22 protein-coding genes are annotated in these 25,078 nt (G+C 40.4%); 9 read left to right on the plus strand and 13 right to left on the minus strand.

The annotated features are described in order from the left end of the window. Positions 1-129 precede the first annotated feature (129 nt). From BUR11_RS02875 to BUR11_RS02895, 5 genes are all read left to right on the plus strand, one after another. Positions 130-1,671, plus strand: coding sequence for a bifunctional GNAT family N-acetyltransferase/carbon-nitrogen hydrolase family protein (locus BUR11_RS02875; RefSeq protein ID WP_074223314.1), 1,542 nt, complete (start codon positions 130-132; stop codon positions 1,669-1,671). Next, a complete protein-coding gene (locus BUR11_RS02880; RefSeq protein ID WP_074223315.1) occupies positions 1,653-2,228 on the plus strand; it encodes a KdsC family phosphatase in 576 nt (191 codons plus the stop codon). The genes BUR11_RS02875 and BUR11_RS02880 overlap by 19 nt, the downstream gene beginning before the upstream one ends. Continuing rightward, positions 2,225-3,073, plus strand: coding sequence for a 3-deoxy-8-phosphooctulonate synthase (kdsA, locus tag BUR11_RS02885; RefSeq protein ID WP_074223316.1), 849 nt, complete (start codon positions 2,225-2,227; stop codon positions 3,071-3,073). The genes BUR11_RS02880 and kdsA overlap by 4 nt, the downstream gene beginning before the upstream one ends. Before the next feature lie 13 nt (positions 3,074-3,086). Then, entirely contained in the window at positions 3,087-4,748 is a 1,662-nt protein-coding gene (locus BUR11_RS02890; protein ID WP_074223317.1) for a L,D-transpeptidase family protein, read from the plus strand. Between the two features lie 200 nt (positions 4,749-4,948). Beyond that, complete coding sequence (locus BUR11_RS02895; RefSeq protein WP_074223318.1) at positions 4,949-6,637, plus strand: L,D-transpeptidase family protein; 1,689 nt, start codon at positions 4,949-4,951, stop codon at positions 6,635-6,637. Here the strand turns inward: BUR11_RS02895 and BUR11_RS02900 are convergent. Continuing rightward, positions 6,588-7,292, minus strand: coding sequence for a murein L,D-transpeptidase catalytic domain family protein (locus BUR11_RS02900; protein WP_074223319.1), 705 nt, complete (start codon positions 7,290-7,292; stop codon positions 6,588-6,590). The genes BUR11_RS02895 and BUR11_RS02900 overlap by 50 nt on opposite strands. A gap of 296 nt (positions 7,293-7,588) precedes the next feature. Between BUR11_RS02900 and BUR11_RS02905 the strand changes: the two genes are divergently transcribed. Next, positions 7,589-7,999 (plus strand): 6-pyruvoyl trahydropterin synthase family protein, encoded by a 411-nt coding sequence (locus tag BUR11_RS02905; RefSeq protein ID WP_074223320.1) that lies wholly within the window; start codon positions 7,589-7,591, stop codon positions 7,997-7,999. Further along, positions 7,959-8,663: a GTP cyclohydrolase I FolE gene (gene folE, locus BUR11_RS02910; protein ID WP_074223321.1), complete on the plus strand. Its 705-nt coding sequence runs from the start codon at positions 7,959-7,961 to the stop codon at positions 8,661-8,663. Before BUR11_RS02905 ends, folE begins: the two co-directional genes overlap by 41 nt. Positions 8,664-8,771: 108 nt before the next feature. On the opposite strand, the gene BUR11_RS02915 is transcribed toward folE, so the two are convergent. From BUR11_RS02915 to BUR11_RS02955, 8 genes are all read right to left on the minus strand, one after another. Continuing rightward, on the minus strand, positions 8,772-9,368 hold the full coding sequence (locus BUR11_RS02915; RefSeq protein WP_074223322.1) for a hypothetical protein: 597 nt from the start codon (positions 9,366-9,368) through the stop codon (positions 8,772-8,774). A gap of 288 nt (positions 9,369-9,656) precedes the next feature. Continuing rightward, positions 9,657-11,078 (minus strand): sulfatase-like hydrolase/transferase, encoded by a 1,422-nt coding sequence (locus tag BUR11_RS02920; protein WP_074223323.1) that lies wholly within the window; start codon positions 11,076-11,078, stop codon positions 9,657-9,659. A 410-nt stretch (positions 11,079-11,488) separates the two neighbouring features. Next, the gene (locus BUR11_RS02925; protein WP_074223324.1) at positions 11,489-12,385 is read right to left on the minus strand and encodes a DUF5694 domain-containing protein; all 897 of its coding nucleotides are present in this window, start codon (positions 12,383-12,385) and stop codon (positions 11,489-11,491) included. After that, entirely contained in the window at positions 12,382-13,011 is a 630-nt protein-coding gene (locus BUR11_RS02930; RefSeq protein ID WP_143185812.1) for a hypothetical protein, read from the minus strand. Before BUR11_RS02930 ends, BUR11_RS02925 begins: the two co-directional genes overlap by 4 nt. Before the next feature lie 218 nt (positions 13,012-13,229). Then, a complete protein-coding gene (locus BUR11_RS02935) occupies positions 13,230-13,997 on the minus strand; it encodes a DUF6090 family protein (protein ID WP_074223326.1) in 768 nt (255 codons plus the stop codon). Beyond that, positions 13,981-14,793 carry a DUF6090 family protein gene (locus tag BUR11_RS02940; protein ID WP_074223327.1) on the minus strand — a complete coding sequence of 271 codons (813 nt, stop codon included), beginning with the start codon at positions 14,791-14,793 and terminating at the stop codon, positions 13,981-13,983. Before BUR11_RS02940 ends, BUR11_RS02935 begins: the two co-directional genes overlap by 17 nt. A gap of 277 nt (positions 14,794-15,070) precedes the next feature. Continuing rightward, positions 15,071-18,247: a WD40/YVTN/BNR-like repeat-containing protein gene (locus BUR11_RS02950; RefSeq protein WP_074225087.1), complete on the minus strand. Its 3,177-nt coding sequence runs from the start codon at positions 18,245-18,247 to the stop codon at positions 15,071-15,073. Between the two features lie 234 nt (positions 18,248-18,481). Continuing rightward, positions 18,482-19,249, minus strand: a complete 768-nt coding sequence (locus BUR11_RS02955) for a hypothetical protein (protein ID WP_074223329.1) — start codon at positions 19,247-19,249, stop codon at positions 18,482-18,484. Positions 19,250-19,478: 229 nt separating this feature from the next. Between BUR11_RS02955 and BUR11_RS02960 the strand changes: the two genes are divergently transcribed. Further along, a complete protein-coding gene (locus tag BUR11_RS02960; RefSeq protein ID WP_143185814.1) occupies positions 19,479-20,612 on the plus strand; it encodes a hypothetical protein in 1,134 nt (377 codons plus the stop codon). A 5-nt stretch (positions 20,613-20,617) separates the two neighbouring features. On the opposite strand, the gene BUR11_RS02965 is transcribed toward BUR11_RS02960, so the two are convergent. The 3 genes from BUR11_RS02965 to BUR11_RS02975 form a co-directional block, all read right to left on the minus strand. Beyond that, positions 20,618-21,061 (minus strand): lipocalin-like domain-containing protein, encoded by a 444-nt coding sequence (locus BUR11_RS02965; protein ID WP_159439202.1) that lies wholly within the window; start codon positions 21,059-21,061, stop codon positions 20,618-20,620. Positions 21,062-21,477: 416 nt separating this feature from the next. Beyond that, positions 21,478-22,437 carry an alpha/beta fold hydrolase gene (locus tag BUR11_RS02970; RefSeq protein ID WP_074223332.1) on the minus strand — a complete coding sequence of 320 codons (960 nt, stop codon included), beginning with the start codon at positions 22,435-22,437 and terminating at the stop codon, positions 21,478-21,480. Positions 22,438-22,501: 64 nt separating this feature from the next. Next, positions 22,502-23,200 (minus strand): helix-turn-helix transcriptional regulator, encoded by a 699-nt coding sequence (locus tag BUR11_RS02975; RefSeq protein ID WP_074223333.1) that lies wholly within the window; start codon positions 23,198-23,200, stop codon positions 22,502-22,504. Between the two features lie 320 nt (positions 23,201-23,520). On the opposite strand from BUR11_RS02975, the gene BUR11_RS02980 reads away from it, so the two are divergent. Beyond that, positions 23,521-24,546 (plus strand): phosphotriesterase family protein, encoded by a 1,026-nt coding sequence (locus BUR11_RS02980; RefSeq protein WP_074223334.1) that lies wholly within the window; start codon positions 23,521-23,523, stop codon positions 24,544-24,546. A 10-nt stretch (positions 24,547-24,556) separates the two neighbouring features. On the opposite strand, the gene BUR11_RS02985 is transcribed toward BUR11_RS02980, so the two are convergent. Beyond that, positions 24,557-25,006, minus strand: a complete 450-nt coding sequence (locus BUR11_RS02985; protein ID WP_074223335.1) for a DUF4174 domain-containing protein — start codon at positions 25,004-25,006, stop codon at positions 24,557-24,559. Positions 25,007-25,078 lie beyond the last annotated feature (72 nt).

A 25,078-nucleotide genomic window follows, 5' to 3' on the forward strand; every position in this document is an offset into this window, starting at 1 on the left:
ATTATTGAGAATAAGGGCCTTAAACTATATATATTTAAACCTGATTAAAAATTCAATATACTATTTTGTTTTAAGAGTGATTTAGTCATGCTTTTAAAATGGATGATTGGATTTTATTAATTTTGACGTATGAGTAAGAATAAAGAAGAACTTGAACATAGGCTTCGGCTACGGAATATAAAGCTCTCGGATTTTGATGATATCCGGGAAATCATGGTTTCAATTTATAAAAACCCAGGGGGTGCCTGGACTAAAGAAGAACTTAAAAATCAATTACGAGTTTTCCCAGAGGGTCAGATTTGTATTGAGGACAATGGGAAGGTGGTTGCGGCAGCCTTGAGTTTGATCGTGGACTATAGCCAGTTCGGTGATAACCATACCTATGATGAGATTACGGGATATGGGAAGTTTGACACCCACAACGACGAGGGGGATACCTTGTATGGCACCGATGTGTTTGTAGATAAGGAATACCGCGGAATGCGGATCGGAAGGAGACTGTATGATGCGAGAAAGGAACTCTGTGAAAACCTCAACTTAAGGTCTATTATTGCCGGAGGTAGAATTCCCGGGTACGCCAATTATGCGGATGAGATGACCCCTCGTAAATACATCGATTTGGTCAAGAATAAAGAGATTTTTGATCCGGTGTTGTCTTTCCAGCTTGCCAATGAATTCCACGTTCGGAAAGTAATTACCAAATACCTTCCTGAAGATACTGATTCCCGTGCCTATGCCACCCTCTTGGAATGGATCAATATCTATTATGAGAAAGACGAAAAGCTGATAGGCAATAAGAAATCCATCGTAAGATTAGGTCTGGTTCAATGGAAAATGCGTCGTTTTTCCAATGTGGATGATTTGATGCAACAGGTAGAGTTTTTCGTGGATACGGTATCAGGGTACAAATCAGATTTTTGCTTGCTTCCCGAATTCTTTAATGCCCCTTTATTGGCAGAGTTTAATGACATGGATGCCTCTGAAGCTATCCGTAACCTGGCTGATTATACCGATGAGATTGTCTCTAGAATGAGTGACTTGGCAGTTTCTTATAACGTGAATGTGATTGGCGGTTCCATGCCCGAGTACGATGGCAAAAAGCTAAGGAACGTGAGTTACTTATGTAGAAGGGACGGTACGCAAGCCAAGCAATACAAACTCCATATCACTCCGGATGAAGCAGCCTATTGGGGACTTCAAGGCGGAAATGGAATCAATGTGTTTGATACAGATGCAGGAAGGATCGGTATTCTGATTTGCTATGATGTGGAATTCCCTGAATTGGGTAGGATCTTGGCTGAGCAGGAGATGGACATACTATTTGTGCCCTTCTGGACGGATACAAAAAATGCCTTCCTTCGGGTAAATACCTGTGCCAAATCCCGGGCCATCGAAAATGAATGTTACGTGGCGATCACGGGTTCTGTAGGAAACCTTCCTAAGGTGGAAAATATGGATATACAGTATTCTCAAGCAGCCATTTTTTCACCATCTGATTTCTCATTCCCTCATGATGCGGTGGTAGCGCAGGCTTCTGAAAATGAAGAAACCATTATTGTGGCAGATGTAGACTTGGATTTATTGACCAAGCAAAGAAAAGCCGGAAGTGTAAGAAATTTAGAACAAAGAAGATTAGACCTTTATTCAATCCAATGGAAACAGAAAAAATAATCGCATCCTATTTCAGTTCAATTTCTGAAGAGATCTGGGAAAGAGCAAAAAAGATCAAACTCCTGATTTCGGATATAGATGGGGTGATGACAGACGGGGGTATTATCTACGACGATAGAGGATTGGAATTCAAAAAATTCAATGTAAAAGATGGGTTGATTGTCAAGCATTTGAGGAAATCCGGTGTTTTGGTTGGAGCAATTACTGGCAGGGAGTCCCAGGTAGTGATGAACCGATGCGAGGAATTGAAGTTTGATTTTCATTACCATGGAGTGAAGGATAAAGGCAAAAAGCTAAACGATCTCCTGGAAACCATGGAAATAGACATGGAGACCGTTGCTTACATTGGGGATGATTTGATCGATGTTCCCATACTAAGTCAAGTAGGACTTGCCATTTGTCCTGCAGATGCATTGGTCTATGTACAGCCATTTGCCCATTGGGTGACCCAAAGCAAAGGAGGAGAAGGGGTGTTTAGAGAGGTAGGAGATTTAATTTTACATTCCAAAGGACTATTGGTCCCGATTATTGAGAGTTTATCAACTAAAGAAGCATGATTAGAAATACTAAACCCATGAAAATTACCGATCAGGTGATTTTAGGGGAAGAAAAACCGGTACTTTTTTCAGGCCCTTGTGCCGTAGAAAGCTATGATATTTGCCTTGAAATTGGCACCAAAGTAAAAGCTTGGGCAGAAGAACATGGCTTTTCCTATGTTTTTAAGGCTTCATTTGATAAAGCAAATAGAACTTCTTCAGGTTCATTCCGAAGTATTGGGATGGATAAGTCCTTGGAAGTTTTGCAACGCGTAGGCAAGGCTTTGGGCGTTCCTTTGGTAACAGATATTCATGAAAGCTACCAAGCAAAGGAAGTAGCTGAGGTAGTAGATGTTTTGCAGATACCTGCCTTCCTTTGTAGACAAACCGATTTATTATTGGCTGCCGGAGAAACCGGAAAAGCGGTGAAGATCAAGAGAGGTCAGTTCATGGCACCGGAAGATATGCAGTACGCCGTGACCAAAGTGCGGTCTACAGGAAATGAAAACGTGTGCTTGACAGAAAGAGGTTTTTCTCTTGGTTACCATAACCTGGTGGTGGATATGAGGGGGCTGCCCATTATGAGGCAATTTGCCCCGGTGGTATTTGACATTACTCATTCGGTACAGCAACCGGGAGGTCAAGGAGGAACATCCGGAGGGCAACGGGAATTCGCACCGATTTTGGCAAGGGCTGCAGCAGGCACCGGGATTGATGGATTCTTTATAGAAACCCACCCAGAACCAGCTAAAGCATTGAGTGACGGGCCGAATTTGATTCCGCTCCACAGAATGGGTGATTTCCTGGAGATGCTCAAGGAGGCTTGGGAAGTTGGAAGAAAATATCAGGACTTTCAAATCCAATAAATCGTAAACATCCATGAAGTTTCCATTTTTTGCCTTTTTCCTACTCCTTTTCATAGCTCATGTGGATGGTTTACATGCCCAATCTGAAGATGAGGTGAGTAGACTGATCCGGTTCAGGATGGAATCAGATGAACCCATGGATAAGATTGAAATCCGTATGATTTCCTTATTGACTACGGACGAGATCATCGACTTTTATAATCATCGGGCATTTGAAAAAGCATGGTCTCAAAATGGTTTATTGACAAAAGCAGCCTATGATTTGAGGTTGGAGATTCTTCAATCTGAATTTGATGGGTTGACGCCCGAGGATTACCATTTAAGTAGGATTGAGTCCTTTTTTAGGACTTTTGAAGCGAATAAGGCCAATGGAGTCCCAAACGAACCAGGAGACCTGGCTGATTTTGATATTTTCTTAAGCGATGCCTTTTTTCACTTAGCCAGGAATCTCGAGATAGGCAAGGTTGATCCGTCTAAGTTTGGCGAGGACTGGGAAATCGCCAGAAAAGAGCCCGTTTTTACCTATCCTGTCTTGTTGGAACAAGCCTTGGCTCAAAATGATATTCATGGAAGCATGGAGCTCCTGTACCCCAAATTCAGCATCTATAAAAAAGGGAGGGAAGTCATCCGTGAGCTTGTAGAAAAGGTAAAAGAGGATACGTTGAATTGGAAAAAGGTCAAAATTGACAAGGCAATCCGTGTTGGAGAATCCAATTCAGTGATTCCCCGATTAAGGGAACGTTTGATTTATTGGGGCTTACTGGAGGAATATAATTTCCAAGACGTTAGACTCTATGACTCGATCATGATGGATGGGATCAAGGATTTTCAGGGAACGCACGGGTTGGATATAGATGGTATTATTGGTAAGAAGACAGTCCTGGCATTTAATGATAGTCCGCAGCAACAGCTGAATACGGCGATCGTCAATATGGAAAGACTGCGTTGGCTTCCAGATACGGTAAAAAATGCAGAGTTTATTCTGGTGAATATTGCCAATTTCCAGTTGGATTACCTTAAAAATCTCGATACCCTTTTTTCCGAGCGGGTGATAGTGGGAAAGAAGTACCATGAGTCTCCCATATTTATGGCGGACATGAGTTACATCGTTTTTAGTCCTTATTGGAACATTCCCTATTCCATTACCCAAAGTGAAATCATTCCCAGTGTCAGGAGAAACCCGAATTACATTTCTGAAAAGAACATGGAAGTCATCACGCCTTCAGGCAAGGTGGTAGACCCAAGCACCATTAACTGGAATTCCAAGTCATTCCCATATTTGGTTCGTCAGAAACCCGGAGAAGGAAACTCTTTGGGCTTGGTGAAATTCATGTTTCCCAACAAACACAATGTATATATCCACGATACCAATGCCCGGTCTCTTTTCGCCCTGGATGATCGAGCGCTAAGTCATGGGTGTATCCGAGTAAGGAATCCCCAGGATTTTGCCAAGGTACTGTTGGCAGATGATCCAACCTGGACCATGGAGGGTATACAAACTGCCATGCATCAGACCCAGGAGCAAGTTGTCCAATTGAATCGTAAAATCCCTGTGGTGTTGGTTTATCTTACGTTTTGGGCAGACTCCAAGGGGGAGGCACATTTTAGGGAGGATATTTATGATCGGGACGAAAAAGTACTGTTGGCTTTGAAGCGGAACAGTTTGGACTCATAAGAGAGTCCCGATTCCCCAAAACAGGAATTTTATTTCGCGAATCCATTTGAATCCATTTCAAATGGATTTTTCTTTTTTAATCAAAAACTTCATTTGGAGCCTATATGGCCTTCTTTTTCGATTCTTGATGAAGCTTTGAAAATCCAGCATTCTAATTGGACTGAGGAGCATAGGAATACCTCAACCTACCCATCTTGACTATGAAAAATAAACCATTGATTATTATTTTAGTTTTATTTCTTATCGCTGTCACAATTTTTATAGTTGGTAGGATGAGAAGGTCGGATCTTACGGAGGAAATAGAAATGAGACTTTCTTCCTACGATGAAAAACAAACTGTTCAGATTGCTGGAGAGCCGCTACTTACCTCAGAAGAGATCAAGGCCTTTTATGCAGAAAGGGATTTTGAAGAAATCTGGTCAGAGAATGGAAAAATCAATTCTCTTGCTGAAAATTTCCTTGAGGAAATTGACCATGTCAAATACGATGGACTTAACCCAGAAGATTACAATCAAATTTTGATTCAGGAGTTTTTCGAAGAAATTGAAGGAAAAAGAAAGATTCTTAAACCCAAGTCCACTCCAGAATTAGTGGATCTGGAGTTCCTGATGACGGATGCATTTTTGAGGCTTTCCAAAGATTTGGAGGTGGGAAAAGTCGCTCCAAATGCGAGGGGATCCTATTGGAAGTTAGCGGCTAAAGAATCGAAAATCAATTCCCGGGATTTGCTGGAAGAAGTAGCGGACGGTCTTGACCTCCATAAAGCACTGGCATCCCTTTATCCTGAAATAGAAATGTATGCGAAGGGAAGAGAAGTAATTCAAAGTCTATATGAGAAGAGCGAGGATGATACGCTGAGCTGGAAGCCTGTCAGTTTCGAGCATTCTCTAAAAGTTGGAGATACCCATGCTTCTGTACCTGGCTTAAGGGATCGATTGAAGTTCTGGGGTTACCTGGGAGCGTATGAGGTGAAAGATCCCCTTCTTTTTGATTCAACCATGTGGAAAGGCTTGAAAAGTTATCAATTGGAAAATGGGATGAATCCAGATGGAGCTATAGGGGAGTTGACTGCTGATTTCCTAAATGATTCTCCTGAAAAGCTGATTGAAATCGCCTCGGTCAATCTTGAAAGGATGCGCTGGATTCCTGAGATCAAATGGGAGGAAGAATTGGTTTTGGTGAATATTGCCAATTACCAATTGGACTACATGAATGATGGGGATACCACGCTATCTGCTAAAGTCATTGTAGGGAAAGAATACAATGAATCCCCGGTATTTACCGCTCCAATGAGTTACATCGTTTTCAGTCCCTATTGGAACATTCCACCCTCCATTACGCATGATGAAATCATTCCTTCTGTACGAAAAAATGGAGATTATCTAAGGGAGAAAAATATGGAAGTAGTGTCTAACTCGGGAGAAGTCCTGAACCCAAAGCAAGTAAACTGGACGGGAAAAGAGGGCGCTGATTTTCCATATCGTATCAGACAAAAGCCAGGAGGATCCAATTCCTTGGGCTTGGTGAAATTCATGTTCCCAAATGATTATAACATCTACATTCATGACACCCCCGCTAGAAGTCTTTTTGCGAGAGAGTCAAGAGCATTGAGCCATGGGTGCATCCGTATTCAGTACCCAGACCTTTTTGCGGAAGCCTTGCTGAAAGATAAAAAATGGACCAAGGGACGAATCCAAGAGGCCATGCATCAGGAACAAGAAGAAGTGGTAAAACTGGACAGAGAAATCCCTGTACTATTGCTGTATTTGACATTTTGGACTGATGAGTCGGGAAATGCTCATTTCAGACCTGATATCTACCATCGGGATACGGAATTGATCAAGAAGCTGAAAGCACCTCTGAAGACTGAATCAAAGCGGAGGTCTTGAGATAATTGGGATCTTTTCCATAAATAAACAAAAGAGAGCCCCCTTTGATAAAATCAATGGCTTTTGAAGAGATTTCTGTTGGAAGCGCTGGACAACCCAGGCTCCTTCCCAATCTTCCTACGTTCTTTGCAAAATCCTCTCGGGCATAATCAGCACCATGGATCACGATCGCTCGATTTCTGGCTTGATCATTAAACCCTTTTTCCAAACCATCCAAGCGAAGGGAATAGCCATGTTTCCCGTGATAAGTTTCAGCGGTTTTATAAAAGCCAAGGCTGCTTTGATAGGATTCTGGCTGGTTGGAGAATTTGCTGGCCATCAGATTACCGGAATTTCTCCCATGGGAAACAACCGTATGAAGCAATACCATTTTGTTTTGTGGATCAATGATCCAAAGTCGCTTTTCTGTGGATGGCAAACTAAAATCAATGATGGTTATTACCTGTGATTTCAATTCTCCACTCAATTTCTTCCATCCCTTAAAGGCAAGATCGAACACTTCCTTATTGGGGAGCGCAACTGAAGTTTCAGCCAACTGCTCGTATAAAGTAAGGGGTGGAGACACCATGGTTTTTTCAATCGATGTTGGCTCTTCCAATGGAAGGACGTAACTGAAAATCCAAAGAATGGGAATAAGTAAATGGGTTGAAATCATTTAATCCGGGTAATTTTTCAAAGATACAATGTTGATTTCTGGAATAAAAGTTCCAATGGTTCAGAACTTTAAAGGATTTTATTGATTTGGATCAACTATTTATGGGAACCTATTGCTAAGTTCTTCTAGTTATTAAGTTGCTTGATTACTCAACGGCTTTTATAGCGAAATATTATTCTGTAATTTTGCAGCTGATTTTAAATTTAAAGCCCTGATCAGTAGGGAATTATTAATAATGTTTAAAAAAATCTAAAAAAAGATAAACAAAAAATAAATTTCCACTGTTCAAACAACGCATGAAAGTTACCGTATTTAGAAAAGAGCATTTTAATGCCGCGCACCGTTTACACAATCCAGAATGGTCAGATGAGCAAAACAAGGCTTTTTTCGGTAAGTGTAATAACCCCAATTATCATGGTCACAATTATGAATTAGTGGTGACTTTGAAAGGGGAGGTAGACCCAGCTTCTGGGTATGTATATGATATGAAAGTGCTCAGCGATTTGATCAAAGAGCATGTCTTAAATAGATTTGATCATAAAAATTTAAACCTGGATACCGATGAATTCAGTCAACTTAACCCAACCGCCGAAAACATTGCAGTGGTTATTTGGAATATTTTGAGGGATAAAATTGATCGGAAATTCGAATTAAAGATTCGACTTTATGAAACAGAAAGAAACTTTGTTGAATACGATGGGAATTAATATTTCCAGCGCCTCATTTGAAGAAATTGGGGAAGAGCATGTAGGGACATCTTTAGAAACACCATTGAGAGAGGATGCTTTTGAGATGGATGATGAATTAAAGATCGAATTAATCGAAAAGCATTTCCGTGAAATCATGCATATCATGGGTTTGGATTTGACTGACGATAGTTTGAAAGGAACCCCTCATCGTGTTGCAAAAATGTATGTAAAAGAAGTTTTCAGCGGTTTGAATCCAAAAAATAAGCCTGTTGCCAAACTTTTTGAAAACAAGTACAAGTACAATGAGATGTTGGTGGAGAAAGATATCACCTTCCATTCCCACTGCGAACATCATTTTGTACCGATTTATGGTAAGGCTCATGTAGCTTATATTTCAGGTGGAGAAGTAATTGGCCTATCTAAAATCAATAGAATTGTACAATATTTTGCCAAGAGACCACAAGTTCAAGAAAGGCTGACGATGCAAATCGGGAACGAATTGAAAGAGGTTTTGAAGACAGATGATGTGGCAATTATCATGGATGCCAATCATATGTGTGTAAGTTCCAGAGGAGTTCAGGATGTGAACAGTTCCACCGTGACATCTTTCTTTTCAGGAAAATTTGAAAAAGACGAACAAGCTCGAAATGAGTTTTTAAAATATATCTCTTTAGAGAAGTAATTTTAATTGTACTAAACCAACACCAAAACCGGGCCTAGGCTCGGTTTTTTTTATGCTTTGAGATTCCTCAATTGGATCATTGCCCTGTACTAGGAAGACAGGAGTTTTTCAACCCATATGACTGATTACATTGGCAAGGCCTGCTGCCCAAATCAAAAATCCCACCGCTATTTGCCACTTAAGCTTTTTATGGTACCAGATAAATAATCCGTAGCCCAGGATAAAAAACAAGATCCATGTTAAACCGAAATCTCCAAACAGATGCCCCACTGCACGGTCCCAGGCCGGTTGGATGAGCAGGAAAGAGCCTAACATGATATTGGCCTTGTGTTTAGTGGTGTCTTTTCTTCTGTTGTAATAGGCCAATCCGATTAAGATTGATCCAAAAACAAGCTGACTAAAAACCATGATCGATAATGGTGCAAATTCTTTGAAGTAGAGGGGTAAGGTGCTAAGGAGAAAACCGATGTAAATCAGAAAGCCAATTTTTCCGACTTTTATATGAGTTGCCGCATTTCCTTTTCTGATGAGTACATTTTGTACGACCAACAGGGTAAACCAGCTAAATGCAAAAAAAGCATGAATTAGAAATTTGGGTTGTGAGTTACTGGGTTGATGTACGTCGGTTAACCAATTGTCAGAAAAACCAATGACCATGATGATCCAAAGTAGTATGCTAAGCACCAAGAAGAAGTGTTTTCTCATATGTTTTGATTTATCCCATCTGGTTACTCAAAACCCGTTTCGTATTTCTTTTTAATTCCCATTCGGTTGGAGTACCTTTTCTAAAATACTAATTTTTAGAAAAATCCAACAAATTAGCAGGTATAAACCCTTTAGGGTTTAATGAGTTACGGGTAAAATAAGCCTTTAGTTTGAAGAGTGGGATGATTTGGCAAAGGCAACTTTATGCACCTTTAACCACCAGTTTTGGTGAGTTTGAGATCAAACTTACCAAGCAAAAAATTACTTCTTCCAAGTTTTCCAATCCACTTAGTTTGATGCCATTGTTTCCAATTCAGGCATCAACTGGTACCAGGAAACCACCTTCTCAGTGAGTCTTTTTACGATGTCAGGATAGGTCTCTGCACGATTATGTTCCTCTCCGGGATCATCCATGATCTGATACAATTCCGGCCTTCCTCCATCATAATCGCATAACAGTTTCCAGTCTCCCTCACGAACAGCTAAATCGGGAAGATTTTCAAATCCATAATAATTCTTTCTATCTGGAGGTCTACTATAAAAAATAGGAGTCTGCCGAGAAGATTTTGAATTCCCAAGAATGGTTTGAATCATGTTTTCACCGTCAGAAATAGCATTTGGAGCTGATTTGGTTCCTGTGAATTCCATCAGGGAAGGCATTAAATCGATCGCTGAAAATACGGATTCCTTGTTTCGGGTACCTTTTGCTTTTTCATCCATATATCCGGGACCCCAGACGATTAAGGAAGAGCGGATTCCGCCTTCATATAAATGAGTTTTATAGCCTTTGAGGTTTCCTGCTTGTCCCGCTCCCAGTTCAGGACCATTATCTGAACAAATCAAGATCAAGGTATTCTCGCGTAACTGATCGTTGGATTTGATATAATCGAACAATTCTCCAAACTGGCGGTCCATTGCCTCCAATACGGCAAGGTATAAGCCTCTTTTGCCAGCTTCTTTGGCTAATCCGTATTCTTCATAAGGTGGCCAATAAGGACTGTGCACGTCATCTGGCCAGATATTTACATAGAATGGTTGCTGGTCTTTTTCTGCTTGATCCATGAACTCGATCGCTTCCTCTATAAATCCGGTAGTAATCTCAGACCGCTGCATCCAGGTGACGGGATCACCCAAAATTTCTGCTCCTTCCCAAATCCTGCCCACTTTTCCGGTTTCATCTTTGGTGAGGGGAAGGAGTTTAGCACCCATTCCTTCAAAATTGGTCAGGGATTGATCAAAACCATATTCCCTAATAGAAGGAGCTTCCGTTACATCCCTTTGTCCTCCCATATGCCATTTTCCAAAATGTCCCGTGGCATAACCTGCTTGCTGCAGGTTTCTGGCTAACATGGGAGCGGAGGGGTCCAACCAGTTGGCCATTCCTCGTTTTTGGTTTTGGTTTCGGTTATCTAAGTAAGAAGTAATGTTCCATCGCTGGGGGTAGGTTCCGGTGGAAATAGCCACCCGGGAAGGGGAACAAATAGGAGAGTTCACATAAAACTGTTCAAAGCTGATCCCTTCTGAAGCCATTTGGTCGAAGTTTGGAGTTTGAGCATCGGTATTGCCGAAACTGGAAAAATCCGACCAACCCATGTCATCTATAAAGATCAGAATGATGTTGGGGTGCTTTTGTGAAGGAGGGATCGTATTAGAAAAGCTATAAAGAGGGAATAAGACAAGAGAGAAGAATAGGAAAAAAACGCTGTTCATTGATAAAAATAGATTTGGAAAATGAAGAAATGGTTTGGGTTCTAATTCTGGATTCTAAGTTATCAATTTAAGGGTATTGGTTTGACTTTGGGTAAAGATCATCTACATGTGGTGATGCCTATGTTTCTACCCTTGATTTTTAAGCATAACTGCCTTAACGAATGATTCTGGTTTATTCCATTTAACCATGGATTGAAAATCAGAAGAGTCAATTTCCTTTTTTCTTTCCAATTAAAATTTTAAGGAACCATAATCCTAAAAAAAATCCCACAATAAATATCAAAGCAGTGTTCATCTTTGTTTACTTTTTAATTTGATCTGTAAAATATGCAGGCCATCGAGGGTAAATCCAAATCAAGTGCCTCAATTTCTCTGATTGGAAAAATGTTAAAAACCTCCGCTCAAAACTTTTAGTAAATCAGGTCGTTCAATTGTTCCACCCGATAATCCGGGTGAGACTCAAATAACTCATCCAAGATCCATTTGTGAGCACCCCCATATATGATCAACAGGTTTTCAGTAGTTGTTGGACTCACCAGGTTTTTTGAATTGGCATAGATCCGGGCATTTCTTCGATACCATCTGCCCAAAAGATCAGCACCTACATATTTGTCTAGATATCCAACGTTCACTAGACCAGTGGTCCAAAGCTGCTTGTTTCTGATAGAGTTTTCCTTAGAATTGATGAGCAACAGGTAATCTGTGACATTTAAATGCTTTTGAATGGTATCCATATAGGTATTATACCTAAGATTTTCCTGGTCAAAGGATTGCCACAACTCCAAGTGACCCAAACTATCGGCATACGCTTCCCAATCATCTATTTCATTGAGACTTTCTGGAAGTGGAGGATTATTGTCTACACAATAGACTTTTTCATGGCCTAATATTTTTGCCAGTTTGAATCCGATCTGGAATGCTTCGTTTTTTCCTAGGACGTAATTTCCTGCGATATATTCTATGTAGAGCGAATCCATCCAATTTTGGTATTCCGGTCTCCATTCTACCGCAATTTTGGAAGGATTATACAAAACCAGTTTTTGAATTAAGGAATCTAGTTCCTTTTGATTCTGGTCGGTTGTTATATCAATATGGTTGCTGGCCACCACATCACTCCCATCTCTACTTCGGTCAAAATGGAAAACTCCAAGTGTTAAAACCTGATGGGCAGGATCTCTCTCAATACTAGGAAAGGATTGACTAACCGATGTGATTTCCTCTGAAGGAACCTGCGTTGTTTGGTTTTTATTTGCCTTTGAGCAGGAGCAAAAAATCACGCAAGAGAGGTAGACCAATGCTTGTTTCATGATGGATTTAATTTTTCGGAAACCATTGATTTCGCCTTTTTCAATTCTTCGGTTAGTTGGGCTTCTGTGCTGATTTGGTCATGTGCATAATTTTCAAGGATGATCAGGTACTTTTCATTGGTGAAGCTGTTTTCTCCAATTTTATTGGTAACGCTTTGCACATATGTGTTGGATTGTAATTCCAAGTCGCTTTGTAATTTGTATACTGAGGTAAGTTGTTCCAAAAGATCAATATCCAACCTGCTTAGTACCCCGGAAATAGAGGCTGACTGGAAAGAAGCATCCTTTAACAACGGGGGATTTAATCCTTTCCAAAATGAAAAATTGGAAGGTAATGAGTTTCTGTTTTCCAGATAAAAAATACTATCTCTTAATTGCTTGAAGTAGAGGGAGGATTCCTGAGTTACACCTTCATTGTATTCCAATTCATGAAAAATGTTGGTAAGTACCTTTTCAGTTTGTTGTAGTTCCGCCTTTTCCTCACTCCAATTGTTTGCCAATAGACCCAAATAAACTCCTAGCATCACTGGGAAAACTAGGACGATTACTTCATAAAGTATTTTTTTGAAATTTCTATTTCTGTTTTTCTTAGTAGGATTCTGCTCATTAGGATGCATAGTGCTCATCAAATGGTAACCAGTAATTTACCTAAGATAATAAAATGGACTGATTGGAATAGATGGTAGGTTTTTAAAAGTACCAAAAAGAGGAAAAGGCCAATTGTTTAGAATATTTTGATTACAAAAATCCCTTTCAAGTCCTGTGGATAAAGGGGCTGCCTATTTCCACTCATTCTAAAAACTGACCCTTCAAATACCCTTTTCTTGGTGATAGATTCCTTTTGTCAATGGTTATTAATATTGGACTCTAACATCCTAATTACTTGCTCGATATACCTTAGCAAAGTGACTTCATTACTCGTCGTATAGGATTGGTTTAGGTAGATTTCATAGATCGCCCCATCCACTTCCAAGGATGAAAAAAACTCAGCGTAATTAGATTCGGGAACTTTGATGGGATTAATTCTTAGCTCTCTTAAATAGTCGTTTCGGTCATAAGCTTCATCAAAATTTCGATAAGGAATATGTTTTCTGAAGAGTGGGGAAGCATTATGAACGATATGATCTCGCCGAATTATAGCATCTTCTCCTAAATCTTTTAATTTTCCCGTCCATAGGCTCAATAAGGTTTTAAGGCTGTCGTTTTGAATCAACCTCATCTTGCCGGAAGCAATGGTTTCGTCAAAAACTCCTGTCCGGGCATCAAAAGTGGCATAATTCAATGCAGTGCCAATAAGGCTGTCCACTTCAGAAGAACTCAATTCAGTACGATTTTCCTGCAGCAATGCATACCCTGCATCTAAAGAAGCTTGGTTCAACTTATGATCTTTGCTGAGTTCCGTGAGATTTATTTTAAATTCATTGGCGAGGCTTTTCAATACATTCTGCTCAATTTCCCGGTCGTTTTGGAAGGAATTCCAATTGTTGATCTGCAAGGCTAATAAGATCCCGATCACTACTAAAAAAATTTCTCCTATGGCATATAGTAGGTACCTGCTGAATTTATTCTCTGAAAGAAGTTTCTGACGGATTTTTCTAAAGAATTTTATCATTATTTATGCTTTCTAGTAACAATTGGAGATCGTCCAGCTGAATTATGATTGGCTTCAGATCATTTTGCTTGCCGGTCTCATTCCCGATTAAATACCGCAAATCCTTTTTTAAACCTTCGTCTTGCCGCAATTCTTCCACTACTGATCTGGCGTAATGGGGATCTATGGTTATTTCGCAAGCTTCCGGCAAAGCTGTCAGATAATTGCCCCTTGATTTCACATAGATATCGTTGCAATTGGATCGGATTTCAGTCTGAATTTCATCCGGCATCTTTCCTCTTAAATTCATTCTGTAGGTGTTTTCGAGTTTGAAAACTCCAGTTTCAGGCCATTCAATCTCGTAAAATCGAATTAAGGCAGTTTTTAAGACCTCATTTTGAATCAGGTTAATTTGACCGGAAGCAATAAGCTCCTTGTATGTGGAAGAAGCAGAATAGGAGTCTTGCAACTGGCTTGCCTGATACATATCTATAAGATTTTGAACTGGATCAGGATTGGCATCTTGTGAATTTTCAAATACTGCAATGGCTTCTTTGGCATGCCCAATCACCTGATTGGAATAATTTATAGTCGCTTCTAGGATTAATTTTTCTTCTTTGACATCTTCCAACACTCGTTTATAATATTGGGACTCTAGGTTACGGTCCAAGCGGTTTTGATTCCAATTATTGATCGATAGGGCTATTAAAATCCCTATGACTACCAGGATGATTTCTCCAATTGCATAAAGCAAATAGTTGCTGAATTTATTTTTAGCCAATAGACCTTGCCTAATTTTTCTAAAGAATTTTATCATGAGTCATTGCTAATACTACCAAATGCTAAAGTCAAAATAGTTGGAATCAACACCAATCAATCCTCCATTTGGATCGGCAATGTTCTTTTTCTAAAATACTCATTTTTAGTTGATTCCAAATTGGGGTATTCATGGGAGCTCTTCATAAAAGAATATTGGAGCCATTAAAAAAACCATTGAGGTGTTGGAGACCTCAATGGTTAATGGGGAGAAATTCTAAAACAGCTTGAGCTGATCAGGAAAAGAAAATGGATGCGCTTATTCGCTTACATGAAACCTAGTTTTTATTTACTTTCTCAATTTCTATTCGTCGGTCTTTTCGTTCCAAAGCTTTATTGAACTCCTGAATGTCATGGTTGATCAGTTCTGAAAATTGCTCAATGGCAACTTGTAATCGGGCGTCTAAAACCTGATAAACTTCACCCTGCTGGTCGGTAGGACGGTAGTCAATTCCACTTGCATTGATATCACTGGCCAATGCACTCAAGCGACCATAAAGCTTGATAGGGGATCGAAAGGCGTCTTCACGTGCTCCGGTCAGATGGATGTCATAGAGTTTGGAGGCCACTTCTTCGGCTGCTGTTTTTAATCGTAAGGCCTCTTGCTGCGTTTTCCGATCTGATTCTTCAGCGAGAATGATGTCCAATTCTTTTCTTAATTGTTCAACTGCATTGATATTACTAACGGCCAAATTCATGGCATCACGTAATTGTAAAGAGAAAGCAACTTGGGCTTGCAAATCTTCCATGCTGCCTTCAGCATAAGGATCTTTCAAGACCATAAATGTGGTGGATGTGTTCGCTACTTCTGTACCCGTTGAATCTGTCAAAATCAAATTGGCGGTATATTCACCGGGCACAACCCTTGGGCCATACTGTCCTGCCATCAGGTCTAAATCCCATTGCACCAATGGTCTCCAGCCTTCCCCATTGAGTTGAACCCAAGGCCTTCCTGGAGGTGCCACACGAAGTTTTGGAGTGTAAGTAGGCTCATAGCGTAAGTCCCATTGCACCCTGTTGGCTCCGGCATTGGTACGGGCAGGCAAGCTGCGCACCAATTCCCCATTGGTATTTTTAATCTCAATTTTGGCATCCCCAACAAAAGCTTCTGGCAAATGATAATTCAAACTTGCCCCATAATTTGGGTTTCGACCTGAATTGAAGCTGGCCCCATCTGTTTTGATGTTTTCTCGCTCGTTAAAGCGATACGCATCCCGAACTTCATAGAATGCGACCTCTTGCGTATTGTCTAGATTTCTGACAGCGGCAAGGTCATCCAAAATGTAATAACCACGACCATAGGTTCCCACTACCAAGTCATCAAAACGTTCCTGGATCTCCAACCAATACACAGGAGCAGGGGGAAGGTTGAGTTTTAGACGACTCCAGCTTTGTCCATCATCGTAGCTGACATAAATCCCTTTGTCGATACCGGCATAGAGTAATCCAGGTCTTTTTGGGTCTTCTTTGACCACATGTACAAAACTTGATTCAGAGCTTGGAATACCCTCGGAAATCTTGGTCCAGCTTTGTCCATAATCAGTGGTTTTGAAAATATAAGGATCAAAATCGCCCATTTGATGAAGGTCCACCGTGATATAAGCCGTGGCCTTGTCATAACGAGAAGGCTCAATGTTGGCGATGGTTCCCCATTCTGGAAGATCAGGGATATTTGCGGTCAAATTGGTCCAATTTTTTCCGCCATCCTTGGTCAATTGAACTTGCCCATCATTTGTCCCGACCCAAATCACATCCGCCTCCAACTTCGATTCTTCAATGGCAAAAAGAGTGGCCCCATCAAAAGTCATGAGGTTATCAGTGGCTACTCCTCCCGAGTTTTGCTGATGGTCTTTCAGGTTCAAAGTCAGATCAGGTGATATGATTTGCCAACTTTGGCCTTCATCATCTGTCTTATGCACAAACTGGCTTCCCACATAGACTCTTCCCTTGGTATGAGGAGAATGAGCCAGTGGAAAATTCCAATGCCAGCGATATTTCATGTCTGCCGGAGCCCAACCATAGCCTGCTTCTGGCCATACGCGCACCTCTCTGGAATAGCCGGTTCTCAGGTCATGCCTTTCCAACCCACCATCGTAGCAGCCAGACCAAATGATATGGTTATCCACCGGGTCAGGTTTGGCGAAGCCACTTTCACAACCCCCAACGCCTTTCCAAAGTCCCAAAGGAATGTATCCTGCCAAAGAATTGCTAGGTCCCATATAAGACCAACCATCTTGTCTATTTCCAAAAACATTATAGGGGATCTGGTCATCTACTGCCACATGATACATCTGTGCAATCGGCAATACCACCCGTTGAAAAGAAGCTCCATGGTTGAAACTGATACTTACCCCTCCATCATGGGCTACCATGATCCGGTCCGGATCGGTGGGGTCAATCCAAATGTCATGGTTGTCACCTCCGCCACGAGGCGGTCTGGGATTTCTGGTTTTACCCCCGTCTAAGGAATGGACAAAACGTACCGACATGGAATAAATTTCATTGGGATCTCCTGTGTTAACACGGAGTCGCGTATAGTAGGGTGCACGCTCGTTCCAGTCATGTTCCTGGCTCATCAATTCCCAGCTCAAGCCCTTATCTTCAGAGCGCCATACTTCAGGGCTTTCCGCCTCAAAAAGTGCATAGACCACATTGGGATCGCTGTGTGAAACGGCTACGGAAGTCTTTCCTACGGGTCTCTCTGCTCCGAAGGTCAAGCCATTCTTGCTCATGGGTTCCCAGGTATCCCCACCGTCAATGGATTTATAAATACCACTACCTGCTCCACCTGAGTTGAGCCCCCAAGTATTGATGTGGATGGACCACATGGCAGCATAAAGAATATCAGGGTTTTCGGGGTCTATTGCTAAATCTGAAGCCCCGGTTCCTTCATCAATGAATAGGACATGTTCCCAGGTATCCCCACCATCTTTGGTACGATAGATTCCCCTTTCTTTTTGGGGCCCATAGGTGTGTCCCAAGGAAGCTGCATAAACTATTTCAGGATTAGTCGGATGAACTAAAACCCGGCCTATACGACCTGTTTTTTCTAAACCTTTGTGTTCCCAGGTTTTGCCTGCATCAGGAGAGAAGTAAATCCCATTTCCCATGGCATGGGCTGGTCTAATGATAAATGTTTCTCCGGTTCCTACCCACACCTGATTGGGGTCTGAAGGGGCCAGTTCCACCGCAGCTACGGAGGATATATCCTGATCATCGAAAATGGGGCGCCAGTTGATGCCCATATCTTCCGTTTTCCAAAGTCCCCCAGAAGCAGCGCCAATATAGGCAACTTGTGGATTACCTGGTTCGCCTATAACCGCAATCGCACGATTGCCTTCAGGCCCAATAAACCGAAACTGATGATTGTTTAATTGCTCATCAAGCGAGGATTGGGCCAGGGTAATGGTAGAGATTAAAAGGAGTGATAAAAAACTGAGTAATGCTTTGCTCATGGTCTGTGTGTTGTTTGGGAACTTTAAAATAAGGAATATTCCCTTAGGAATTATCTGAATTCCACCAATGGACCCAGGCAGTTCTGTCTTTGGCTTTTTTGCTTTTCGTGATTTCAATCTCGAAAGGTAATCGTATGGGTAATAGTCTTATTCTCGCGCTTGAACCAGATTGGAAATCCGTCGGGGCAGGTTCAGGATTTTAGGTCCTGAATGGCTGAAAGCGGGGCTATTGGCTCAATGAATATTTTTGTCAATTAGCGCTAGCGTTTCAGTCAGGTAGTTTTGAAAAACCTTGTAAGAATTCAAGACATACATGTAATTCAAAGCATTATTGTAAACCTCGTTTTCAAATTCAAAGGTCCGGATTGTTTGTTCATAATTCACCTGGAACTCAGACTTGGAAATTGGGGGTAAGTCAAGACCTTCTTCAAAAAAATCCGGTACGGACATATTTCTCATTCGAACTTTGTCAGTGAGTGAAGGAACAAGAAAGCTGAATAAATAGTCTCGATAAATCACGATATCATCCTCTGTGTCGGAATAATAAAAAGACCAATTGGAGATCTGTTTTTTTAGTGCTGAATCCTGAATTAAATTCAGAGAACCTGTATTAAAAATTTCATTGATCGACCCGGTAATCAGATCATAAGACATGGTTTTATTCACGATAATATCAACCAAATGGTCCACTTCTTCGGGATTGATTTGCTGATCCCCTTTGATGATCTCCAGTAAATCAACCGATGCTTGATAGGCTACTTCAAAACTAGCGGAGGCAGTTTCAAGGTTTGAGATATTGTTTTGGAAATCAATCTGTAGATTTTTTAAGATCGCTTGTTCCCTTAACCTTTCCAACCTCTGATTGTTCCAATTCGTTACCTGAAGGGCTAAAAGAATCCCTACCATCACAAGCACAATCTCTCCAAAAGCATATTTTATATACTTTCTAGTTTTGCCTTCTAAAAGTAGATTTTGGCGAATTTTTCTAAAGAAATGGATCATGGCTTAGTGGTAGTCATTATCAAGCCAAATGAAAGCGTCTATTCATTAAGTGTCTGGCTTTTATACCCTAAACTACCCAATAATTTGTAATTCGAATTAAAGGATATCCAGTTGAGGCCATTTTAGTCAACAATGGAGTGTAAGATTTGGTCCTAGAAACTAGAATAGTTAAAAATCATCAAACTTTTTTGACTAAGAGCTTAAATACCTATTTTGTTAAAAATAGCTTATGATGAAACAAATTTTTTGGGTATTCCTGCTGTCTGCAATGTTGTCTTGCAGCGAAAAAGCCACCGAAGCGATCGAAACCAAAAACATTCCTGAACTAGTCGTGGTAGATAGTTTGGTGATAGATCGGCTGACCAAGCCCAGCTTGGTGGATGTGAAAACCGACCATTCGGAGTATTTATTTTATGATTGGAAGACTTCCGAATTTCTAAGAATCAGTCCCAATGGAGAAATTTTGGAATCCGCAAACTTGACCGGAGATGGAAAGAACAGCATGCAGGCTGGGTATTTTGTCGCTGCCAGGTATGGGAAGGATAATGAACTCTTGATTCAGACCATTTCTGGTACTTATGTGTATGACCTTGACTTTAGGTTAAAGGAGAAATGGGAGAATAACTATGAGCTGGTCACACGAACAGTAGGGGGAAGTCCCGGTTTTGATACGAATGGAGATATTTTATACACCTTTTCCATAGAGGCAAGTGACCGGCCAGAAATTATAAAAAAGGAAGATTATAGCATAGCTTATCCTTTTATTACCCTAAGGGACATTGAAACCTATGAAGTCCTACAATCCGAATTTATTCCCAAAGAAAGTCAATTGGCTAAAAAACCAGGCTACTATGCCAAATTGGATCCGCTGGTTCAGTTTGATGCCAATAAACTCTATCTCTTGTTTCCCAACTCTCCCGAGCTTTATGAGTACCAGTTGCCGGAATTAACCTTGGTTGATCAACTGGATTTAAATCCTGAGGAAAATTACAAGCTGATTGAGCCTGCCGAACTGGGAAGCAATCAAGAGTTTTTTAAAAGCTTGGCAGCTGGAGAGTATATTAACTTCACCTTTTCCAATGGTTATTTATTGACTAGTTATTATAGTGCCGCTCCAAAAGAGGAGGTGGAAGCACTTCCAAAAGAGGTAATAGGAGGAAAGGAATTTATGGAATTGGTGGATCTATATAAATCAACACCTACGTATCAAATCTTTAAGGGGAAGGAAAAGCTTTGGGAAGGGGATTTTGACATAAAACTGAATATCATCAGGGATGTGATCTTCGCAAGCTATCTGCCTGGTGAGGATCCTGATGCAGTAGAGAAGGATGTGCAGACGATTTATTTTTATGAATTGAGGTAACAAGTTCAGGATTTAGGATTTTGAACAGTTAGGATTTTACGCCACACCAATTTATGCTTGTTTGGACCAATGAAATCAGTACTTAATATGAGTTGGTCATCCCTGAATTCAAATTTTCTGATTTGATTTTGACCGACCCAATTCGGGAATGAGCTCATTTTTATTTGATGGACTACTTGATTAGAATGTGGGTGTACCTCATAATTCCCCGAATAAGCAATAAACCCCTTAAACGCTGCGAGAACTTCATTTGGTTGACTTTGAAGAGGGTCCTCAGATAGCATTAATGGCCGATTGTTTTTCATGATCATGACTGACATCTGTCCATGGCCGTCATAATTTATTTTCCCTATGGCATCCTCTCCATACGGAAATTCTATACTCCCATCTTCTTTCTCAATGGTCCATTCTTGTAGTTCCCAAGCACCAATAAATTGCGGGTCTTTCATGTTTTGCATAGTTAGATCCTTCCTATTTATTTAAGTCATTGTTTTCTGTGGAAGAGTGGGGAGGATTGCAACTCGTAACACATACGATCATCAGAAATGAGATTTTTAGCCATTCTTTCATGCCATTAAGTTTTTATATGGACTCTGATCAATAGGTAAATGGTGGAAGTTTTTTTGCTTCAATTTACCCATCAATTAAGCTTGTTGTCTTTCCAGTTGCCTAAGGATCAATCCTTTTTGAAATAGTCTTTCTAATTAAGCTTATTTTCTAAAATACTCATTTTAGACCAATATGGGTTAGGTTGGGTTTCAGTGAAAAAAGAAATCAACCTTTGGGTTAGGTTGCATACCTCAAAAGTTGATTTCTATAGGTCATTTAGAGTTGAAATCCTGGAAAGCGGAATGCTATTCTACCATTACCCATTTTTTGCCAACCATGCTAAAATTGTTTGGTTGGTATCTGCAGGTTTTTCCTGCTGAATCCAATGGCCACAGTCTAAACTCACTTCTTCCACCTGTGGCACAAATGCCGATAATCCTTCAAATTTTGGGATTACATCCTGATCTCCATAAATCATCAATGCTGGTTGGTTGATAATTGGATTCTTATTGGCCAATTGGTGCCAATTGCGGTCAAGGTTTCTGTACCAATTGATACTTCCTGTAAAACCTGTTGATTTGAAAGAGGAAGAAAAAATAGCAAGTTCACCTTCTCCCATAACGGGCTCGCCCTGTGGGTTTTTGGATTTGGCAAGATTGATCATCGCCATCCCTGGTTCTGGGGTGTTATGGGGTACATTCTTTCGAAATAAATTTCGAAGAAATTGTGTTGTATTGTTATCCAGAATTTTATCTGCAACTCCTGGCTGTCTATTGAAGTGTACAAAATAATAATCGCTACCTAGAATTTCTTCCATCCACTCAATCCAGGGTCTATCTCCACGAACTTGGTAAGGCACGGCCAATGCAATAATTCCCTTTACCCTAGTAGGGTGCAAAAGTGCTAACCACCAGGTGACCATCGCTCCCCAGTCATGTCCAACGAATATGGCATCTTCATATCCATAATGATCGAGGAGTGATACCAGATCTCCAGCTAAATGTTCTATATCATAGTCTGTTACCTCTTTTGGAATGGAGGAATTACCATAACCTCGTTGATTTGGTATAATAACATGATAGCCTGCATCAACAAGGGTAGGTATTTGATATCTCCAGGAAAAAGCATGCTCTGGCCAGCCATGACATAGAATAATAGGTTTTCCTGCATTTTTTTGACCTGCTTCAAAGACTTCCAATTGGATCCCATTGACAGGGATTAAAGTGGACTTTTGGAAGTTGAATTCCTCTAAAATTGCGTTGATCTCGTTTGTCATTTTTAAGTTTTTTGAATGTATATGACAAACCTACTAGTGGACTGAGACAGCCTTATGTCAAGGGTCAGGGAGAAGGTTGATATTTTTCAAAATATTCCTGGAGTGTCAATGGATGTGGTTCAAAATTTTCAGATAAAATTTCCATTTTTTGAATTCTATCAGGGCGAAAAAATCGAAAATCTTGACGGAGACGACACCATGCAATCAAATACCAATTCTCAGCACTTACAATAGCAAATGGCTCAATTACTCTCTCTGAACTGTGGCCTTTCTTATCGATGTATTGAATCTTGACCAGTTTAAAATTAGTGAGTGCAAATTGAAGGTCAGAAAGGTTACCACTGTTTCTTTCTAGATTCAAGGCCTCTTCATAGCGGGTTCTTTCAGCTAATAAATTGGCTTTGTCTTGGATGGAGTAACCGAGAATCGACTTGATTTTATCAATGGCTTCAGCATAATCTTGTACAAATGAGGCATCCTTGTTTTTCAATACGAGCTGTTCTGCCAGGATTAAGGCGTTGGCCTGTTTTTCGGTAAACATGATGGGAGGGATCCTATAGCCTTCCACTAAAGAATATCCTTTTCCTTCCTCAGTCAAAATAGGAACCCCAGCTTTTTCTAAGGTTTTCAAATCCCGATAAATCGTTCGAGAACTGACACCAAATTTAGAGGCAAGCTTACCAGCAGTGACCATTCGTTTGGTCTGTAACTGAGTTAAAATGGCTGTCAGCCTTGATATTCTTTTGAGATCATCTCCTTCCATTTAGGTTTTATATTTTTAAATAGAATAGGCCAACGATTGTGTAAACGAAACTAGTTTCGCATATTTATCACATATACGAAACAAATGTCTTGATTTTATCTTCTAAACTATCTAATATATTAGATTAAAAATTTCTTTTTTGAGTAAATTAAGTTGAATCTATTGATTCAAATTTTTTTAGAAGTTGGCAGGTACTTTATTTATGATTTGCTTTTTTGAAGTTTACATGGAAGATTTAGAATCCGATTTTTTACTTGGAGTTGAGATCCATTGAAAAAGGTTCCTTATTACCAATCCGGAACAGTAAACTTGATTGAGCTATGAGAAATATGTTTTTCGCTTTATGCCTCCCGCTTTTAATTATCTCCTCTTGTAAGGAAAAAGAGACAGATGAAGGATTAGACTATCCTCTAATCAATACGGTAACAGGGCAAATTCCAATCGACTCCATGGGTTTGACGTTGATCCATGAGCATATGCTGGTGGATTTTATTGGGGCAGATTCGGTTTCTCCAAATCGCTATGATCGGGAAGCGGTGATCAATAAAGTGCTTCCCTATTTATTGGAAGTAAAGCAATTTGGAGTCAAAACGATTTTTGACTGTACGCCTTCTTACCTGGCAAAAGACCCCTTGTTGTTGAAAGAACTTAGCGAAAAATCCGGAATCCGGATTGTGACCAATACAGGCTTTTACGGGGCTGTAGGCGGGAAATACTTATCAGATTTTATCTTTCAGGAAAATGCCTCTCAGCTTGCTGACCGCTGGATCGCAGAATTTAATTCTGGTATTGATTCTACTGGAATCAAACCGGGATTTATCAAGATTTCTGTCAATGAAGAGGAACCGTTAAGAGAGGTAGATGCCAAGTTGGTAAGAGCGGCAGGCATAACGCATGTGCAAACTGGCCTACAGATAGCTTCCCACACCGGAACCTGGAATACAGCGAAGCAAGAAGTTGAAATTTTACAAAATATGGGCATTGATCCTTCTGGATTTATTTGGGTGCATGCTCAGGCGGAACAGGATTTTCAGAATTACCTGGAAGCAGCCAATTTGGGGGTATGGATCAGTTTGGATGGAATAGGCTGGGGACTGGACGAGTACGTGGATCGCCTGACCTTTGCGAAATCAAATGGTATTTTAGAACATATCTTGATCTCCCATGATGCAGGATGGTATGATCCAGCCAAACCAGATGGAGGAGACTTTCAGCCCTTTACCAATATTTTTGAAAAGCTCATGCCTGCACTAAATGAAAAAGGATTTAAGCAGTCCGATTGGGATTTGCTGTTGATTGAAAATCCTAAAATTGCATTTGGAAAAGGACAGGAGGGAGATTCTTAATTCACTTTTCTCAAAGCTGATTGTCTTTCTTCTTTCTTCGGATTTCAGATATCCGCATAGGCATTTGATCAATCGTTCTAAATAGACTTTCGCAAGTAAGTAGCTCATTTTTTTGGAGTTTAACCCCTCCATCCAATCCCATCAGAATCACCTCAAATTCGGAAGTTGAATTTTTGAGTTTTTCTAGATCTTTTCCAGCCTTTTTCCAATCCTCTCTTTCCTCTAGTCCCATTTTGTAATTCCCGGCAACGGATAGGTATACTGCAATTTTCCGTTCCTCCAATCCCTCAGGATCTTTTTTAAATTCCTCTATTTGTTTCTTGAATAAGGGATTGGTAGCATTTTCGGACTGAATAATTACCAATCTATCCTTCCATTGATGAGAGGAAAGACGTTGTGCATTGCTTGGGGAAATGACCATAAATAAAAATATGATGAAGAATAATCTCAAGTTGATCATACTCACCTAACTCAATTCAACCCAATTGGTTATAAAAAACTGAGGGAATCTATTTTTTTCAGGGGATCATTT

The sequence above is a fragment of the Algoriphagus halophilus genome (assembly GCF_900129785.1).
In the GTDB taxonomy this organism is placed as follows: Bacteria; Bacteroidota; Bacteroidia; order Cytophagales; family Cyclobacteriaceae; genus Algoriphagus; species Algoriphagus halophilus.

What these genes read in the sequence shown, in the direction of transcription:
- BUR11_RS02875 (WP_074223314.1), top strand. Translation starts at nt 130, where the DNA reads ATGAGTAAGAATAAAGAAGAACTTGAACATAGGCTTCGGCTACGGAAT.
- BUR11_RS02880 (WP_074223315.1), top strand. Translation starts at nt 1,653, where the DNA reads ATGGAAACAGAAAAAATAATCGCATCCTATTTCAGTTCAATTTCTGAA.
- kdsA (WP_074223316.1), top strand. Translation starts at nt 2,225, where the DNA reads ATGATTAGAAATACTAAACCCATGAAAATTACCGATCAGGTGATTTTA.
- BUR11_RS02890 (WP_074223317.1), top strand. Translation starts at nt 3,087, where the DNA reads ATGAAGTTTCCATTTTTTGCCTTTTTCCTACTCCTTTTCATAGCTCAT.
- BUR11_RS02895 (WP_074223318.1), top strand. Translation starts at nt 4,949, where the DNA reads ATGAAAAATAAACCATTGATTATTATTTTAGTTTTATTTCTTATCGCT.
- BUR11_RS02900 (WP_074223319.1), bottom strand. Translation starts at nt 7,292, where the DNA reads ATGATTTCAACCCATTTACTTATTCCCATTCTTTGGATTTTCAGTTAC.
- BUR11_RS02905 (WP_074223320.1), top strand. Translation starts at nt 7,589, where the DNA reads ATGAAAGTTACCGTATTTAGAAAAGAGCATTTTAATGCCGCGCACCGT.
- folE (WP_074223321.1), top strand. Translation starts at nt 7,959, where the DNA reads ATGAAACAGAAAGAAACTTTGTTGAATACGATGGGAATTAATATTTCC.
- BUR11_RS02915 (WP_074223322.1), bottom strand. Translation starts at nt 9,368, where the DNA reads ATGAGAAAACACTTCTTCTTGGTGCTTAGCATACTACTTTGGATCATC.
- BUR11_RS02920 (WP_074223323.1), bottom strand. Translation starts at nt 11,078, where the DNA reads ATGAACAGCGTTTTTTTCCTATTCTTCTCTCTTGTCTTATTCCCTCTT.
- BUR11_RS02925 (WP_074223324.1), bottom strand. Translation starts at nt 12,385, where the DNA reads ATGAAACAAGCATTGGTCTACCTCTCTTGCGTGATTTTTTGCTCCTGC.
- BUR11_RS02930 (WP_143185812.1), bottom strand. Translation starts at nt 13,011, where the DNA reads ATGAGCACTATGCATCCTAATGAGCAGAATCCTACTAAGAAAAACAGA.
- BUR11_RS02935 (WP_074223326.1), bottom strand. Translation starts at nt 13,997, where the DNA reads ATGATAAAATTCTTTAGAAAAATCCGTCAGAAACTTCTTTCAGAGAAT.
- BUR11_RS02940 (WP_074223327.1), bottom strand. Translation starts at nt 14,793, where the DNA reads ATGATAAAATTCTTTAGAAAAATTAGGCAAGGTCTATTGGCTAAAAAT.
- BUR11_RS02950 (WP_074225087.1), bottom strand. Translation starts at nt 18,247, where the DNA reads ATGAGCAAAGCATTACTCAGTTTTTTATCACTCCTTTTAATCTCTACC.
- BUR11_RS02955 (WP_074223329.1), bottom strand. Translation starts at nt 19,249, where the DNA reads ATGATCCATTTCTTTAGAAAAATTCGCCAAAATCTACTTTTAGAAGGC.
- BUR11_RS02960 (WP_143185814.1), top strand. Translation starts at nt 19,479, where the DNA reads ATGATGAAACAAATTTTTTGGGTATTCCTGCTGTCTGCAATGTTGTCT.
- BUR11_RS02965 (WP_159439202.1), bottom strand. Translation starts at nt 21,061, where the DNA reads ATGAAAGACCCGCAATTTATTGGTGCTTGGGAACTACAAGAATGGACC.
- BUR11_RS02970 (WP_074223332.1), bottom strand. Translation starts at nt 22,437, where the DNA reads ATGACAAACGAGATCAACGCAATTTTAGAGGAATTCAACTTCCAAAAG.
- BUR11_RS02975 (WP_074223333.1), bottom strand. Translation starts at nt 23,200, where the DNA reads ATGGAAGGAGATGATCTCAAAAGAATATCAAGGCTGACAGCCATTTTA.
- BUR11_RS02980 (WP_074223334.1), top strand. Translation starts at nt 23,521, where the DNA reads ATGAGAAATATGTTTTTCGCTTTATGCCTCCCGCTTTTAATTATCTCC.
- BUR11_RS02985 (WP_074223335.1), bottom strand. Translation starts at nt 25,006, where the DNA reads ATGATCAACTTGAGATTATTCTTCATCATATTTTTATTTATGGTCATT.